Source organism: Streptomyces sp. NPDC015242 (assembly GCF_043079125.1).
GTDB lineage: Bacteria > Actinomycetota > Actinomycetes > Streptomycetales > Streptomycetaceae > Streptomyces.
Map to the genome: position 1 here is coordinate 1,119,732 of NZ_JBIBUF010000002.1, position 14,376 is coordinate 1,134,107.

The following is a 14,376-nucleotide window of genomic DNA, read 5'->3' on the forward strand; positions in this document are numbered from 1 at the left end:
GCCCCGCGCCTAGAACAGCGGCAACTGGCCGGGGAAGTCCGGAACCGTGTAGCCGTCAAGGGACGGCTGCTCGGGGCCGGGGCGGGCCGGGCGGCGGGAGCCCGGGCACGAGGTGAGTTCGCCGTGCTCGCGGGCGCCGGGCGGGTCGTGGCGCGCGTACCGGCCGGCGACGACGGCGATCTCGCGGCGGCACTCGGGGCACGTTCTGCGGCGGGAGGACATGGGCCCAGTGTGCCGCGCGGGCCACCTCGGCACGCCCACCCGGGGCAACCACCGCCCGGGAGTCGGCTGTTGCCGCGGGCGGAGGAGAAATTCCCGCACGCGGCCGTGTGCGCCGGTTTTCTTTTCTTTCCGCTTGTCATCTGGGCCGCCTGTGTGTCTTTTCCGGTGACCGGGTGTTCCGACGCCCGGAGAGCGCACGGTCCCAGATGATCCTCGCCATGGGATCTCGTGTTTCCGAGGTGGAGTTGCCGCCTCTTTTCTGCCCGCTGGAATCCGCCGTTCACCCCCGTTCCCGGCAGATCGAGAAACGTGCCGAGGCATGGATCGCCGACAGCGGCATGTGTGCCTCCGAAAAGGAACTGGCCTGGGTCCTCGCGACACACAGCACCGACTTCTACGCCCGTTTCGCCCCGGGCGCCGACGACGACCGGCTGCTCGCGACGGCCCTGTGGGTCTACTGGGGCTTCGGCTTCGACGACGCGCGCTGCGACCGAGGGCCGCTGAGCACCCGCCCGGCGCAGTTCAACGCGCTGGCCTGCCAGGTGCAGCGGGCGTGCGAGAACGACACGGCGGCCGGCGCGGACCGGTACATCGGCGCCCTGCGGGACATCGTGCGGCTCTTGCGCTCGCTCGGGACGCCCGCGCAGGTCGGCAGGTTCGCGCACGCGCACCGCGCCTGGCTGTCGGGCGTGGCCTGGCAGGTCGGCAACCAGGCGCTGGGCCGGATGCCCGGCCTGAACGACTTCCTGACGATGCGGTTGCTGTCGTCGGGCGGGGAGCCGACCTTCGCCATGCTGGAGATCGCGAACGGCGCCGAGGTGCCCGACCGCGACCTGTACCGGCCCGCGGTGCTGGCGCTGAAGGAGATGGCGATCCTGGTGGCCGCGCTCGACAACGACCGGCACTCGCTGCCCAAGGAGCAGGTCCGCGACCAGGCCGATCAGAACATCTACACCGTCCTGGCGCACGAACGGGACCTGACGCTGCAGGAGGCGGTGGACGCGGCGAACGGGCTGCGGGACCGCGTCCTGCTGCGGTTCATGCGGCTGCACGACCGGGTCCGCCCGACGGCCGGCCCGGAACTCGCCGCCTACCTGCAGGGGCTGTGCCACGGCATCCGCGGCAACAACGAGTGGGGTCTGCGCGTGCCCCGCTATGTCAGCCTCGGCCACTGGCCCGACGCCATGGAGGACACCGCCCTCACCTGGGCGGAGGAGCCGTCCGACACCCGCCCGGGCCCGCTGGAGGGCGCCCCCGACGTCGCCTGGTGGTGGGACGAGGACCTCGGCTGAAACCGGCTCAGTGGCCGGTGGCCAGGTCCAGCGTCCACCACGGTCCACCGGCACCGGAGGCCACACCGACCCCCGCGTGGGTGTACCGGCAGGTCAGGATGATGGCCCGGTGCTCGGGGCTGTCGATCCAGGTGCGGACCGCCGCCTCGGGTGTACGGGGACCCGCTGCGATGTTCTCGGCGGTGTGACCGGGGTCGTAGCCGGCGGCCCGCATCCGGTCGGCCGGGCCGCTGCCGTCGCTCCCGGTGTGTGTGAGCCGCTGACGGCGGGCCATGTCGGCGCTGTGCCCCTGGGCGGCCCGGCTGAGGGAGGCCCGCAGGCGCACCGCACGGCAGCCCGCCCGGACGCGGTGCCGGTTGACCGCGGCGACGGTCTCGGCCGCCGCGCCGTCACGGGACCGCTCCGGGAAGGCGTACGCCGTGCCCTCCCGTGGCGGCCCGTCGGGTCCGGGCGCGGGCAGGGGCCACCGGGGTGCCTCGTAGTGCGGCGGCGGTGGCGGCACGGGCGGTCCGGTCCAGGCGAGGCAAGCGGCCCCCAGGGCGAGGGCGGCCCAGCGCATCCCGGTCATCTTTTCTCTCTTCTTTTCTCTGCGTCCTGCGGAGTGCGGTGCACACCGTACCGATATTCAATTCCGCTGTTGTGCCCAGCCGTTCGTTCGGGGGAATACGGCATTTCCCGTGCCGGTACGGGTGACTTCCGTGACTAGGCTGGTACGCGCTCTCTCACTCTTCCCTTTCACGCTCTTCCCCTCTCCCCCTCTTTCCCTTCTTTTCCTCGTGGAGGTTTCTCATGTCGCTGCGGGTTCGCCGCATGGCTGTCGTGTCGCTCGCCGCACTGGCTCTCACCGCGGGCGGGACGGTGACGGCCGCCGCCGCTTCGGCGCAGCCGGCGGCCGCCGCCATCGGCAACCCCGGCCCGGACGGTTTCGGGGGCGGCGGCCACGGCCACGACAGGCCGCTGCACTTCGGCCCCTTCGAGTTCCCCCGCTACGGCTCCGTCTCGGGCGGCTTCTCCTGGGGCGTGCGCGACTAGCGGGCGCCGACCGCGCGCCGAGGGCCGCCCCCTGCGGGGCGGCCCTCGGCCGTTCCCGGCGCGAACCGCCCGGTCAGCGCTTCAGCGTGGTCGCGCTGGCCACCAGGACCAGGACCACGCACCCCAGGATGAGCAGCGCGTCGCGGACGAACAGCCCGGTGACTCCGGTGTGCGTGGCGGCCTCACCCGCGGCCTGGACGGCGTACGTCATGGGCATGGCCTTGGCCACGGCCGACAGGGCGCCGTGCATCTCCTCGCGCGGCACGAACAGGCCGCACACCAGGAACTGCGGCAGTACCCCGGCGGGCAGGAACTGCACCGCCTGGAACTCGTTGCGCGCGAAGGCGCTGACCAGCAGCCCCAGGGCCAGCCCGAGCAGCGCGCCGAGCATGGCAATGACCATCAGCAGGTACGCGGGGCCCTTGATGTCCAGGCCGAGCGGGCCGATGGACAGCAGGGTGGACAGGACCGCCTGGAGCAGGGCCAGGAAGGCGAAGGCGAGGCTGTAGCCGAGCACGATGTCCAGCCGTCGCACGGGCATCGTCAGCAGCCTCTCGGCGGTGCCCGTGGTGCGCTCCCGCAGCGTCGACACGGACGCCACCAGGTACATCACGATGACCGGGAAGATGCCGAAGACCTGCGGCCCGACCCGTTCGAAGGTGGCTTCCGAGTCGTGGAACATCAGCTTCAGCAGCACCATGAGCATGCACGGGATGCCCAGCAGCAGCGCGGTGCTGCCCTTGTCGCGGGAGATCTGCTGGAGCACCCGGACCGCGGTCGCGCCGGTGATGGTGGGCGAGAACGGCAGCCGCTCAGCAAGCCCCGGGCCGCTCACCGCGCCGTGTCCGTGGCGAAGTAGGCCCGTTCCGCCTCGGGGGCACCGCCCTGGCCGAGCAGGCCGGGCAGCGTGGGCAGCAGGCTCTGCGCCGCCGCCCGCCGCCGGGCCTGCTCCTCGGCCTCCGTCGCGGCCTGCACGAGGTGCATGAACGCCTCTTCCACGTCGTCGCAGCCGGTGTGCTCCAGGAGCGTCTCCCGGTCGGCCCCGGCCAGCAGCCGCCCGGCCCGCATCAGCAGCAGCCGGTCGCAGCGGTCGGCCTCGTCCATGACGTGGCTGGAGATCAGCAGGGTGGTGCCCTCCTCGGCCAGCCGCTGGAACACCAGCCACAACTCCCGGCGCACCATGGGGTCGAGGCCGACGGTCGGTTCGTCCATCACGAGCAGGTCCGGCTTGTTCAGCAGCGCCACGGCCAGGGAGACCCGCGAGTACTGGCCGCCCGACAGCCGGGCGACCAGCTTGTCCGCGTACGAGGCCAGGTCGACCTCCTTCACCACCCGGACCACGGCGTCCTCCCGCCGCCAGCCGCGCATGCCGAGGGCGGCGGCGAAGTAGCGCAGGTTCTCCAGCACGGTCAGGTCCGCGTAGACCGAGGGGGCCTGGGTGACGTAGCCGACGCGGGTGCGCAACTGGGGGGCGCCGGCCGCGTATCCGAGGACCTGGACGTGGCCCGCCGTGCTCTGCTGGACGCCGACCACGGACCGCAGCAGCGTCGTCTTGCCGCAGCCGCTCGGCCCGAGCAGGCCGACGATGCAGCCGCGGGGAACGGTGAAGCTGACGTCCTGCAGGACCGTGTGGCGGCCGCGGACCACCCGAAGTCCGTAGGCGGCCACGGCGGGGAGATCCCCCGGCAGCGCTGGGCTGGTCTCGGTCTGCTGCACGACTCCACTGTGTTTCGTCACGTTCGGTTCCGCTCGGAGCGGCCGGGGCGCCGGACGGCGCGGCCCGGCCGGGCTGCTGCGGTGGGTCGGGGCGGTCGGCCGGGAGGCGGAGCGCGGCGTCCCTGGGCCGCCGCACAGACAACGGCCCACTTGGACCGAAGTCACGGCTTTTGCCCCTTCCGTTCCGGACGGCCGTACCGCGTGACCCGACGGTCAGGCCTCGCGATGGGTCATCGCCCAGGCGATGTCCTGCAGTTGCCGGTAGACGTCGGGGGTCGGCCGGGCCCAGGACAGCGCCCGCAGCGCGGCCGACACCTGGCGGCGGGCCTCCTGCTCGGCGGCGTCACGGCCGCCTGCCTCCTCCACGAGGTCACGCGCCAGGGCGACGTCCCGCTCGTCGAGGGGGTGCGTCGCGGCGTAGAGCGCGCGCAGCCGCTCGGCCGCCGCGCCCTGGCCGTTCAGAGCCGCGACGACGGGCAGCGACTTCTTGCGTGCCGCGAGGTCCGAGCCGACGGGCTTGCCGCTGCGCGACGTACGGCCCCAGATGCCCAGGACGTCGTCGGCGCACTGGAAGGCCACACCCAGGCGGCGTCCGAACTCCCGCAGGCCGCGCACCCGTTCTGCGTCCGCCCCGGCCAGGATGCCGCCCAGGGCGCACGAACAACCGATCAGCGAACCGGTCTTGCCCTCCGCCATGGCGAGGTACTGGGCCACCGACACCTCGGTGGCCTGCTCGAACGCCACGTCACGGCTCTGCCCCTCGACCAGTTCCAGCAGGGTCGTGACCAGTTCCCGCACCGCCTCGGCGGCCGGCCGCGCGGGGACGTCGGCGAGTGCCCGCAGCGCCGACACGAGCAGGGCGTCGCCGGTCAGGACGGCCGCCGGCGTGCCGAACACCGACCAGGCGGCCGGCCGGTGGCGGCGCAGCGCGTCCCCGTCGATGACGTCGTCGTGCAGCAGCGTGAAGTCGTGCACCAACTCCACGGCCACCGCGCCCGGTACGGCGAGGTCCGGGCTGGCGCCGACCGCCGCCGCGGACAGCAGGGACAGCGCCGGGCGGACCGTCTTGCCGGTGCGGGTGGCGGCCTCCACCGGTGTGCCGTCGGCCTCGCACCAGCCGCGGTGGTATCGCGCCACCCGGCTCTCGGCGGCCGGCAGCGCGGCCACGGCCGACCGGAGGGCGGGGTTCAGCAGGTCGTCGACCCAGCCCAGACGAGGGAACGTGCCGACCGGCGCCGGGCCGGTGATCTGCGCCATGTACTGCTCCTCAGAACTGCGAACGGGGACCGCGCAGGCAAGGGCTGCCGCGTCAGGTGACCCGCCTCAGTCAATCGGTGGCCGCTCGCCCCGGGAAGCCGCACCGCACCGCCCGGCGAAAGATCACTTGGCCGGACCAGCCCTACTACCGTGCATCAAGCCGACAATCGGCCCATGCCTTCGGCGAGTTGCCCGACAAGCCGGAGAAGCCGTGGTCAGGGCGCGCCGGCCCGCGGGCCGCGCCACGCCTGTCGTCAACCCCAGGCTGACGCCGGTGCGGCGCGGCATCGTTTCTGCATACGGCCGCCGAGTGATCTGCGCGCGCGTCCCACCGCTCCGGCGGGCGAGCGGTCACCCATCCTGCTGGGCGTGATCGCTTCCCTGGCACGCGCCTGTGCTGCCGCCCTGACGGGCGCCGCCTGCACCCTCGCCCTGTCCTGCCCCGCCCACGCCGCCGCGAGATCCCTGCCGCTGGACCAAGCGGTCGCCGCCCTGCCCCAGGCCGCCGAGTCCCGCGACGGCTACGAGCGCACCGAGTTCCCGCACTGGAACGCCGGCACGAACCCCGACGACGGCTGCGACACCCGTGCCGAGGTGCTGATCGCCGAGGCGATCGAACCCCCGGCCACCGGCCCCGACTGCAAGCTCAGGGGCGGCACCTGGTCGTCCTACTACGACGCCCGCCAGGTGACCTCCGCCGCGGCCATGGACGTCGACCACATGGTGCCGCTGCCCGAGGCATGGGACTCGGGCGCGTCCCAGTGGACGGCCGCCCGCCGCGAGGCCTTCGCCAACGACCTGGGCGACCCGCGCAGCCTGGTGGCCGTGTCCGCCGCCGCGCACCGCAGCAAGGCGGACCAGGACCCGGCGCAGTGGCTGCCGCCCAACACCAAGGCCACGTGCCGCTATCTGGTCGAGTGGACGGCTGTGAAGCTGCGCTGGAGCCTGACCGCGGACGCCGAGGAACGCGCGTCGCTCACCCGCCTCGCGGAGGCGTGCCCGGACACGACGGTGACGTACACGCCGGCGCCGTAGGAGGCCGTGCCGATGCCGGCGGCGGAGTCCGCGGCGAGGTCGGCGGCCAGGTCTGCGAGCGGGGCGGGTGAGAGACATCACTGGCCCTCGGACCCCGGACCGCAGACCACGGCCTCCGTCTCCTTGAGGGCATGACGAAAAACCCCCTCTCGTCTGCGTCTCCGCAGATGAGAGGGGGTTTTCCCCAGTGTGGCGGCGCCAGGATTCGAACCTGGGAAGGCTGAGCCGGCAGATTTACAGTCTGCTCCCTTTGGCCGCTCGGGCACACCGCCGGGGTAGCTGCCCGTCGAACCGCCTTTCCGGCGGTGCTCCGTGGCAACGACGTAAACGATACCCGATGTGGAGGGGTGCTTCGCCACCCGATTGATCGGCGCCCGGAGGGCGGGGGGTGGCTAGGCTTGTCCGGATGCGGCCAGGGACCTGAACGGCCCCGGCGGCCGCCCCCGTACGCCGGTACGCAGATACGCACCCCGATACAAGGAGCCACAGGACATGGCCGACTCCAGTTTCGACATCGTCTCGAAGGTCGAGCGGCAGGAGGTCGACAACGCACTGAACCAGGCCGCCAAGGAGATCTCGCAGCGCTACGACTTCAAGGGCGTGGGCGCCTCGATCGCGTGGTCCGGCGAGAAGATCCTCATGGAGGCGAACTCCGAGGACCGGGTGAAGGCCGTCCTCGACGTCTTCCAGTCCAAGCTGATCAAGCGCGGCATCTCGCTGAAGGCGCTGGACGCGGGCGAGCCCCAGCTCTCCGGCAAGGAGTACAAGATCTTCGCGTCGATCAAGGAGGGCATCTCCCAGGAGAACGCGAAGAAGGTGGCCAAGACGATCCGCGACGAGGGCCCCAAGGGCGTGAAGGCGCAGGTGCAGGGCGAGGAGCTGCGGGTGAGCTCCAAGAGCCGTGACGACCTGCAGGCCGTCATCAGCCTGCTCAAGGGCAAGGACTTCGACTTCGCGATGCAGTTCGTGAACTACCGGTAGGACCGGCCGGTCCCTGGGCTCCGGGGCCCGCGCGGATCACGAGGAAGGGTGGGCGCCCGTGTGGTGCCCGCCCTTCTCGCTGCCCGCCGCGGGCGCCGGGCGCGGTCAGTCGCGCGAGTTGCCGAACAGGAGGCGGTAGGCGATCAGCAGGACGAGCGATCCGCCGATCGCCGCCGCCCAGGTGGCGCCGTCGTAGAAGTCCTTGGTGATCGGGTGGTCCATCCAGCGGGCCGATATCCAGCCGCCGGTGAAGGCGCCCGCGATGCCGATGAGGGTCGTGCCGATCAGGCCGCCCGGGTCGCGTCCCGGAAGCAGGAGCTTCGCGATCGCCCCGGCCAGCAGTCCCAGGATGATCCAGCTGATGACGGTCATGCCGTGAACCTGCCCTTCCAGGCTGTGCCCGCACCGTCCCGGGCCTGTGATCCCGCTCCCGGCAGGCCGTTCCCGTGCGTCGTACGCCGGGCGTTCCCGGGGCGTCGTCCTCGCCGCGCCCGTTCACGCCCTCTTGGTGGGGAGGACGTCCCGGCTGCACCCGGCGGTTGCGCTGATCAGTAGGGTGCGACGCATGACTGCCTCCGGTTCCTCCGGTCCCCCGGGTGCCGAGCTGCGCCGCACGCTCGGTGTGGGGGACGCCGTCGTCATCGGGCTCGGCTCCATGGTGGGAGCCGGCATCTTCGCCGCCCTCGCGCCCGCGGCGCACGCGGCGGGCTCCGGCCTGCTGATCGGGCTCGCCGTCGCCGCGGTGGTCGCGTACTGCAACGCCATGTCCTCGGCCCGCCTCGCCGCCCGTTATCCCGCCTCCGGCGGCACGTACGTGTACGGGCGTGAGCGGCTCGGGGACTTCTGGGGCTATCTGGCCGGCTGGTCGTTTGTGGTCGGGAAGACGGCCTCCTGTGCGGCGATGGCGCTCACCGTGGGCATCTACGTCTGGCCGGGGCAGGCGCACGCGGTGGCGGTGGCGGCCGTGGTGGCCCTGACCGCGGTGAACTACGGCGGCATCCAGAAGTCGGCCTGGCTGACGCGGGTGATCGTGGCGGTGGTCCTGGCGGTCCTCGCTTTCGTGGTGGCCGGGTGTCTGGTGTCCGACGAGGCCGACGCCGGGCGGCTGGCCGTCGGGACGTCGGGTGGTGCGGGCGGCGTGCTGCAGGCGGCGGGGCTGCTGTTCTTCGCGTTCGCCGGCTACGCCCGGATCGCGACGCTCGGTGAGGAGGTCCGCGATCCGGCGCGCACCATTCCGCGGGCGGTCCCGCTGGCGCTGGGCATCACGTTGGTGGTGTACGTCTGTGTGGCGGTGGCTGTCCTTTCGGTCCTCGGTCCGGGTGCTCTGGGGGACGCGGCGGCGCCGCTGGCCGACGCGGCGCGGGCGGCCGGGATGCCCTGGCTCGTGCCCGTGGTGCGGGTGGGTGCGGCCGTGGCCGCGCTGGGTTCGCTGCTCGCGTTGATCCTCGGGGTCTCGCGCACGACGCTGGCGATGGCCCGGGACCGGCATCTGCCCGGGGTGCTGTCGGCGGTGCATCCCCGCTTCCAGGTGCCGCACCGGGCGGAACTGGCCGTGGGCGCGGTGGTCGCCGTCCTGGCCGCCACGGTGGACGTCCGGGGCGCGATCGGGTTCTCCTCCTTCGGTGTGCTGGCGTACTACGCGGTGGCCAACGCGTCGGCCTGGACGCTGGATCCGGCGCCGGCGGCGCGGGTCGTGCCGGTGGTGGGGCTGGCCGGGTGTGTGGTGCTGGCGTTCTCGCTGCCGGGGGTGTCCGTGGTGGTGGGCGCGGGCGTGCTGCTCGTGGGAGTGGCGGCCTACGGGGTTCGGCGGTGGATGCGGGCAGGGGCCGGCCGGGCGTAGGGGACCGTCCAGGTGGGGGGGTGGGGGTGCTTCTTCGCCGTCGGCCCCCGGCGGCCTCCCTTCATGGCTTTCCGCCTGTGCCCGTCAGGAGGCGCGTGCCCGTCAGGGGCGCCTGCCCGTCAGGGGGCGCGTACCGGGGCCGCGGGCTCGTCTGGGGAGGCGAGGGCGAAGGGCCTGCGGCGGTTGTGGTGGGTGCCGGTGGTGACTCGGGGCGGGCACTGCTCGGTCGCGTTCATGGATTCATGATGCAGGTCGCCGACGGCGAGCGAGCGGGCCTGTGGATAACCCGGGGCCTGTGGAGAACGGACCGGTCGGAGGCCCGTACCGGCCTGCCCCGAACCGGGGTTGGCGACCGGAGTAGTCAGCGCACCGCGAACGGCTCGTCCGTCCGCACGATGTCGCGGCCCAGCGGGAGCAGCGAGACCGGGATGAGCTTGAAGTTGGCGATGCCCAGCGGGATGCCGATGATCGTGACGCACAGGGCGATGCCGGTGGCGATGTGGCCGAGGGCGAGCCACCAGCCCGCGAGGATCAGCCACAGCACGTTGCCGACGCAGGACGGCGCGCCCGCGTCACGGCGTTCGACCGTCGTGTACCCGAAGGGCCACAGCGCGTAGACGCCGATGCGGAAGGCCGCGACACCGAACGGGATGCCGATGATGGTGACGCACAGGAGCAGGCCCGCCAGCATGTAGGCGAGGAACAGCCAGAAGCCGCTGAAGACGAGCCATATGACGTTCAGGATGGTCTTCACTGATTACCACCTGCCATCTTCTCGAGCCGGGCGATGCGTTCCGCCATCGGCGGGTGTGTGGAGAACATCTTCGACAGGCCCTGGCCGGGGCGGAACGGGTTCGCGATCATCATGTGGCTGGCGGTCTCGATGCGCGGCTCGGGCGGCAGCGGGAGCTGCTTCGTGCCGTGTTCGAGCTTGCGCAGCGCACTGGCCAGGGCGAGCGGATCGCCGGTGAGCTGGGAGCCGGAGGCGTCCGCCTCGTACTCCCGGGAGCGGCTGATGGCCAGTTGGATGAGGGAGGCGGCGAGCGGGCCCAGGATCATGATCAGCAGCATGCCGAGCAGGCCGGGGCCGTCATCGTCGTCGGAGCGGCCGATCGGGATCAGCCAGGCGAAGTTGACCAGGAACATGATCACCGAGGCGAGGGCGCCGGCGACCGACGAGATGAGGATGTCGCGGTTGTAGACATGGCTCAGCTCGTGGCCGATGACGCCGCGCAGCTCGCGCTCGTCCAGCAGGCGCAGGATGCCTTCGGTGCAGCACACCGCGGCGTTGCGCGGGTTGCGGCCGGTGGCGAAGGCGTTGGGCGCCTCCGTCGGGGAGATGTACAGGCGCGGCATGGGCTGGCGGGCCTGGGTGGAGAGCTCACGGACCATGCGGTAGAGCGCCGGCGCCTCGAACTCGCTCACCGGGCGGGCCCGCATGGCGCGGAGGGCCAGCTTGTCGCTGTTCCAGTACGCGTACGCGTTGGTGCCCAGCGCTACCAGGACGGCGATCACGAGCCCCATGCGGCCGAAGAAGCTGCCGATGACGATGATGAGTGCGGACAGTCCTCCGAGGAGGACTGCTGTCCTGAGCCCGTTGTGCCGGCGGTGCACGGTACGCCCTCCAAGTGGTGCGGCAGGGGAACCCTTGCTTGCTTTCTGCGGTGCCACCGGTGCCGTGGTGTCACGTCCAGTGGACCCTCCCGTACTGGTCAACGCCAGGCGGGAGGCACTAGTTCCCTTGTGCGCGCGGGGCCCGCCGTGGACCGTACGGGTGACGGCCGCGGGACGCGCCACGCACGCGTGGAGGGCCGAGTGCCCCACGCGCGCGTGGCGAAAGCGTTCCGGTGTGCCCCGAGGGCCCGGCACCGGGCGGGCGACGGCGCCCGGCCCGGGCTCAGAACAGGCCGGTGTCGGTGAAGCGCAGGACCAGCTGGGGCGCTCCGGACAGGGCGATGCCGAGGACACCGGTCAGGGCGATGGCGGCGGTGAGGGGGGCGGGAACCCGGTGCTCGGCGGCCTCTCCCTCGGGGGCGGCACGGAAGAGCAGGGCCGTCCACTGGAGGTAGTAGAACAGCGCGATCACGACGTTCACCGCCATGATCACGGCCAGCCAGCCGAGACCGGCGTCTACGGCCGCCGAGAAGACGGTGACCTTGGCGAAGAGGCCGATGACGCCCGGCGGCAGTCCGGCGAGGCAGAGCAGGAAGAACGCCAGGAGCAGCGCGGACAGCGGGCTCGACGCGTACAGGCCGCGGTAGTCGGCGAGGCGGTTGAGGGACTTCGCGCGGCCGACGAGCGCGGCCACGGCGAAGGCGCCGAGGTTCACGGCGCCGTACATCAGCGCGTAGGCGACGGTGGAGCCGATCGACTTCTCGGCGTCCCCGGAGTACGCGGCGGCCGCGATCGGCACCAGCAGGTAGCCGGCCTGGCCGACGGAGGACCAGGCGAGCAGGCGTACCGCGCTGTACGCGCGCGTGGTCTGCTGGCGCAGGGCCCCGACGTTGCCGACGGTCATGGTGAGCGCGGCCAGGACGGCCAGGGCCGGGCCCCAGACGTCGGCGTAGGAGGGCAGGGCCACGACCGTGACGAGGATCAGGCCGCTGAAGCCGACCGCCTTGCCGATGACCGACAGGTAGGCGGCGATCGGCAGGGGCGCGCCCACGTAGGTGTCCGGCACCCAGAAGTGGAAGGGCACGGCGGCGGTCTTGAAGGCGAAGCCGACGAGGGTGAGGACCACGCCGGTGTGCGTGAGCGTCTGGAGCTGCCCGTCGACGTCCTGCACGCGGTCGGCGATCCGGGCCAGGTGGAGGGTGCCGGTGGAGGCGTACAGGAAGCTGATGCCCATCAGGCTGACCGCGGTAGCGGTGACCGAGGACAGGAAGAACTTCAGGGCCGCTTCCGAGGATCTGCGGTCGCCGAACCTCAGGCCGACCAGCGCGAAGGCGGGCAGGGACGCGACCTCCAGGGCCACGATCAGCGTGGCGAGGTCGCGGGAGGCGGGCAGGAGGGCGGCGCCGGCCGCGGAGGACAGCAGCAGGAACCAGTACTCCCCCTCGGGCAGCGCCTTGCGGGCGTCCTTCAGCGCGGTGACGGACAGCAGCGCCGTCAGGAGGGCGCCGGCCAGCACCAGGAACTGGATGACCAGGGTGAAGCGGTCGGCGGTGTAGCTGCACACGGCGGCGTCACCGGTCAGGCAGAAGGTGCTGCGGTCGCCGTCCAGGAGGGGCAGCAGCATCAGCGTGGCCGCGGCCAGTCCGGCCACCGACGTCCAGCCGAGGATCTCCTTGCGGTGCTCGGCGACGAACAGGTCGGCCACCAGGACGACGAGTGCGACGACCGCGGCGATGGTGGGCGGCGCGACGGCGAGCCAGTCGACGGACTGGACGAGCGAGGCGGCCAGGGGCTGGGCCGGGGAGCTCATCGGGTGCCTCCTGCGAGGAGCTGCTGGACGGCCGGGTCGCTCAGGCCGAGGAGGGCCTTGGGCCACAGGCCCGCGACGACGGTGAGGACGACGAGCGGGGTCCAGGCCGCGAACTCGTAACCGCGGACGTCGGTGAGGCTCGGGGCGTCCTGGGGCAGGGCGCCCATGCAGACGCGGCGGACCACGATCAGCAGGTACGCGGCCGTGAGCAGCGTCCCGAACGCGCCGATCGCCATGAAGGTGAGGAAGGCCGGGCGGCTGAGGCCCTCGGCCGGCTGGAACGCGCCGAACAAGGCCAGCATCTCGCCCCAGAAGCCGGCCAGGCCCGGCAGGCCGAGCGAGGCGACCGCCGCGAAGGCGAGCAGGCCGCCGAGGCGCGGGGCCTTGCCGTACAGGGCGGCGCCGGTCTCCTGGGCGAGGGTGTCGAGGTCGGTGGTGCCGGTGCGGTCCTTCAGGGCGCCGACCAGGAAGAAGAGCAGGCCGGTGATCAGGCCGTGGGCGATGTTGGCGAACAGGGCGCCGTTCACGCCGGTCGGGGTCATCGTGGCGATGCCGAGCAGGACGAAGCCCATGTGACCGACGGAGGAGTAGGCGATGAGGCGCTTCAGATCGCCCTTCGCGCCCTGTCTGGCGAGGGCCAGGCAGGCGAGGGATCCGTAGATGATGCCGACGACGGCCAGGGCGGCGAGGCAGGGGGCGAAGGTGCGGAAGCCGTCCGGTGCGACGGGGAGCAGGATCCGGACGAATCCGTACGTACCCATCTTCAGCAGGACGCCGGCCAGCAGGACGGAGCCGACGGTCGGGGCGGCGGTGTGGGCGTCCGGCAGCCAGCTGTGCAGCGGCCACATCGGCGTCTTGACCGCCAGCCCGAGGCCGATCGCCAGTACGGCGATGACCTGCACCGATGTGGTCAGCGACCGGCCGTTGTCAGTGGCCAGTGCCATCATGTCGAACGTGCCCGCCTTGATCCCGATCAGGAGCAGGCCGAGCAGCATGACCACGGATCCGAGCAGCGTGTAGAGGATGAACCGCCACGCGGCCCGGCTCCGGCCCTCGCCGCCCCAGCGGGCGATGAGGAAGTACATCGGGATGAGGACCATCTCGAAGGCGAGGAAGAACAGCAGCAGGTCGAGGACGGCGAAGGTCGCCAGGGTGCCGGACTCGAGGACGAGCAGCAGGGCGACGAAGGCCTTCGGGGTCGGACCCGCGGGCATCTTGAAGTACGAGTAGAGCGCGCAGAGGAAGGTCAGCAGCGCGGTCAGGACCAGAAGGGGGAGGGAGATGCCGTCGATGCCGAGGTGGATGCGCACGTCGAGTGCGGGGATCCAGCTGATGTCGGTGCTGGCCTGCATCTTCGACGGCTGGTCGTGGTCGAAGCCGAGCGCGAGGACGATCGCCGCGATGAGGACGGCGCCGGTGACGGTGACCCCGTGCCGCAGCACGGCCTGCTCGGGCGATTTTCCCTTCAGCCCGGGCGGGGCCGGCAGGAGAGCCGCGGCGGCGCCGAGGAGCGGGCCGACGACGACGAACGCCAGAAGGAACTGCATCACGGACTCGTTGATATCGATCACGCCTGC

At 72.2% G+C, this 14,376-nt stretch carries 15 protein-coding genes and 1 tRNA gene; 5 read left to right on the forward strand and 11 right to left on the reverse strand.

The annotated features are described in order from the left end of the window. Positions 1-9: 9 nt before the first annotated feature. Positions 10-222: a hypothetical protein gene (locus ACF07N_RS10595; protein WP_383336897.1), complete on the reverse strand. Its 213-nt coding sequence runs from the start codon at positions 220-222 to the stop codon at positions 10-12. A gap of 338 nt (positions 223-560) precedes the next feature. Here ACF07N_RS10595 and ACF07N_RS10600 point away from each other — a divergent pair, with 338 nt between their 5' ends. Continuing rightward, positions 561-1,514, forward strand: coding sequence for a hypothetical protein (locus tag ACF07N_RS10600; protein WP_392110646.1), 954 nt, complete (start codon positions 561-563; stop codon positions 1,512-1,514). Positions 1,515-1,521: 7 nt separating this feature from the next. On the opposite strand, the gene ACF07N_RS10605 is transcribed toward ACF07N_RS10600, so the two are convergent. Then, a complete protein-coding gene (locus ACF07N_RS10605) occupies positions 1,522-2,082 on the reverse strand; it encodes a CAP domain-containing protein (RefSeq protein WP_392110649.1) in 561 nt (186 codons plus the stop codon). 221 nt (positions 2,083-2,303) lie between these two features. On the opposite strand from ACF07N_RS10605, the gene ACF07N_RS10610 reads away from it, so the two are divergent. Next, positions 2,304-2,546 (forward strand): hypothetical protein, encoded by a 243-nt coding sequence (locus tag ACF07N_RS10610; protein ID WP_392110652.1) that lies wholly within the window; start codon positions 2,304-2,306, stop codon positions 2,544-2,546. Positions 2,547-2,619: 73 nt separating this feature from the next. Here the strand turns inward: ACF07N_RS10610 and ACF07N_RS10615 are convergent, their stop codons facing one another. The 3 genes from ACF07N_RS10615 to ACF07N_RS10625 form a co-directional block, all read right to left on the reverse strand. Then, a complete protein-coding gene (locus tag ACF07N_RS10615) occupies positions 2,620-3,381 on the reverse strand; it encodes an ABC transporter permease (RefSeq protein ID WP_392110655.1) in 762 nt (253 codons plus the stop codon). Further along, positions 3,378-4,262: an ABC transporter ATP-binding protein gene (locus ACF07N_RS10620; protein WP_392110657.1), complete on the reverse strand. Its 885-nt coding sequence runs from the start codon at positions 4,260-4,262 to the stop codon at positions 3,378-3,380. Before ACF07N_RS10620 ends, ACF07N_RS10615 begins: the two co-directional genes overlap by 4 nt. 213 nt (positions 4,263-4,475) lie before the next feature. Continuing rightward, positions 4,476-5,519 carry a polyprenyl synthetase family protein gene (locus tag ACF07N_RS10625; RefSeq protein ID WP_392110660.1) on the reverse strand — a complete coding sequence of 348 codons (1,044 nt, stop codon included), beginning with the start codon at positions 5,517-5,519 and terminating at the stop codon, positions 4,476-4,478. Between the two features lie 369 nt (positions 5,520-5,888). Between ACF07N_RS10625 and ACF07N_RS10630 the strand changes: the two genes are divergently transcribed. Next, positions 5,889-6,554, forward strand: a complete 666-nt coding sequence (locus ACF07N_RS10630) for an HNH endonuclease family protein (RefSeq protein ID WP_392110663.1) — start codon at positions 5,889-5,891, stop codon at positions 6,552-6,554. Between the two features lie 190 nt (positions 6,555-6,744). On the opposite strand, the gene ACF07N_RS10635 is transcribed toward ACF07N_RS10630, so the two are convergent. After that, positions 6,745-6,826, reverse strand: a tRNA-Tyr gene (locus ACF07N_RS10635). 220 nt (positions 6,827-7,046) lie between these two features. Between ACF07N_RS10635 and ACF07N_RS10640 the strand changes: the two genes are divergently transcribed. Beyond that, complete coding sequence (locus ACF07N_RS10640; RefSeq protein ID WP_392110666.1) at positions 7,047-7,535, forward strand: YajQ family cyclic di-GMP-binding protein; 489 nt, start codon at positions 7,047-7,049, stop codon at positions 7,533-7,535. Positions 7,536-7,640: 105 nt separating this feature from the next. Here ACF07N_RS10640 and ACF07N_RS10645 read toward each other — a convergent pair whose 3' ends face one another. Further along, positions 7,641-7,907 carry a GlsB/YeaQ/YmgE family stress response membrane protein gene (locus ACF07N_RS10645; protein WP_383334226.1) on the reverse strand — a complete coding sequence of 89 codons (267 nt, stop codon included), beginning with the start codon at positions 7,905-7,907 and terminating at the stop codon, positions 7,641-7,643. A gap of 193 nt (positions 7,908-8,100) precedes the next feature. On the opposite strand from ACF07N_RS10645, the gene ACF07N_RS10650 reads away from it, so the two are divergent. Continuing rightward, positions 8,101-9,375, forward strand: a complete 1,275-nt coding sequence (locus tag ACF07N_RS10650; protein WP_392110669.1) for an APC family permease — start codon at positions 8,101-8,103, stop codon at positions 9,373-9,375. Positions 9,376-9,736: 361 nt separating this feature from the next. On the opposite strand, the gene ACF07N_RS10655 is transcribed toward ACF07N_RS10650, so the two are convergent. The 4 genes from ACF07N_RS10655 to ACF07N_RS10670 all read right to left on the reverse strand — a co-directional run bounded on the left by ACF07N_RS10655 (position 9,737) and on the right by ACF07N_RS10670 (position 14,370). Beyond that, positions 9,737-10,129 (reverse strand): YccF domain-containing protein, encoded by a 393-nt coding sequence (locus tag ACF07N_RS10655; protein ID WP_383334230.1) that lies wholly within the window; start codon positions 10,127-10,129, stop codon positions 9,737-9,739. Then, positions 10,126-10,989, reverse strand: coding sequence for a zinc metalloprotease HtpX (htpX, locus tag ACF07N_RS10660; protein WP_383334232.1), 864 nt, complete (start codon positions 10,987-10,989; stop codon positions 10,126-10,128). Before htpX ends, ACF07N_RS10655 begins: the two co-directional genes overlap by 4 nt. 283 nt (positions 10,990-11,272) lie before the next feature. After that, positions 11,273-12,799 (reverse strand): NADH-quinone oxidoreductase subunit N, encoded by a 1,527-nt coding sequence (locus ACF07N_RS10665; protein ID WP_392110673.1) that lies wholly within the window; start codon positions 12,797-12,799, stop codon positions 11,273-11,275. Then, on the reverse strand, positions 12,796-14,370 hold the full coding sequence (locus ACF07N_RS10670) for an NADH-quinone oxidoreductase subunit M (RefSeq protein WP_383336890.1): 1,575 nt from the start codon (positions 14,368-14,370) through the stop codon (positions 12,796-12,798). The genes ACF07N_RS10665 and ACF07N_RS10670 overlap by 4 nt, the downstream gene beginning before the upstream one ends. Positions 14,371-14,376 lie beyond the last annotated feature (6 nt).

Excerpts from the sequence above, each read along its gene's own strand:
- ACF07N_RS10595 (WP_383336897.1), bottom strand. The coding sequence starts at position 222 with ATGTCCTCCCGCCGCAGAACGTGCCCCGAGTGCCGCCGCGAGATCGCC.
- ACF07N_RS10600 (WP_392110646.1), top strand. The coding sequence starts at position 561 with ATGTGTGCCTCCGAAAAGGAACTGGCCTGGGTCCTCGCGACACACAGC.
- ACF07N_RS10605 (WP_392110649.1), bottom strand. The coding sequence starts at position 2,082 with ATGACCGGGATGCGCTGGGCCGCCCTCGCCCTGGGGGCCGCTTGCCTC.
- ACF07N_RS10610 (WP_392110652.1), top strand. The coding sequence starts at position 2,304 with ATGTCGCTGCGGGTTCGCCGCATGGCTGTCGTGTCGCTCGCCGCACTG.
- ACF07N_RS10625 (WP_392110660.1), bottom strand. The coding sequence starts at position 5,519 with ATGGCGCAGATCACCGGCCCGGCGCCGGTCGGCACGTTCCCTCGTCTG.
- ACF07N_RS10640 (WP_392110666.1), top strand. The coding sequence starts at position 7,047 with ATGGCCGACTCCAGTTTCGACATCGTCTCGAAGGTCGAGCGGCAGGAG.
- ACF07N_RS10645 (WP_383334226.1), bottom strand. The coding sequence starts at position 7,907 with ATGACCGTCATCAGCTGGATCATCCTGGGACTGCTGGCCGGGGCGATC.
- ACF07N_RS10650 (WP_392110669.1), top strand. The coding sequence starts at position 8,101 with ATGACTGCCTCCGGTTCCTCCGGTCCCCCGGGTGCCGAGCTGCGCCGC.
- ACF07N_RS10665 (WP_392110673.1), bottom strand. The coding sequence starts at position 12,799 with ATGAGCTCCCCGGCCCAGCCCCTGGCCGCCTCGCTCGTCCAGTCCGTC.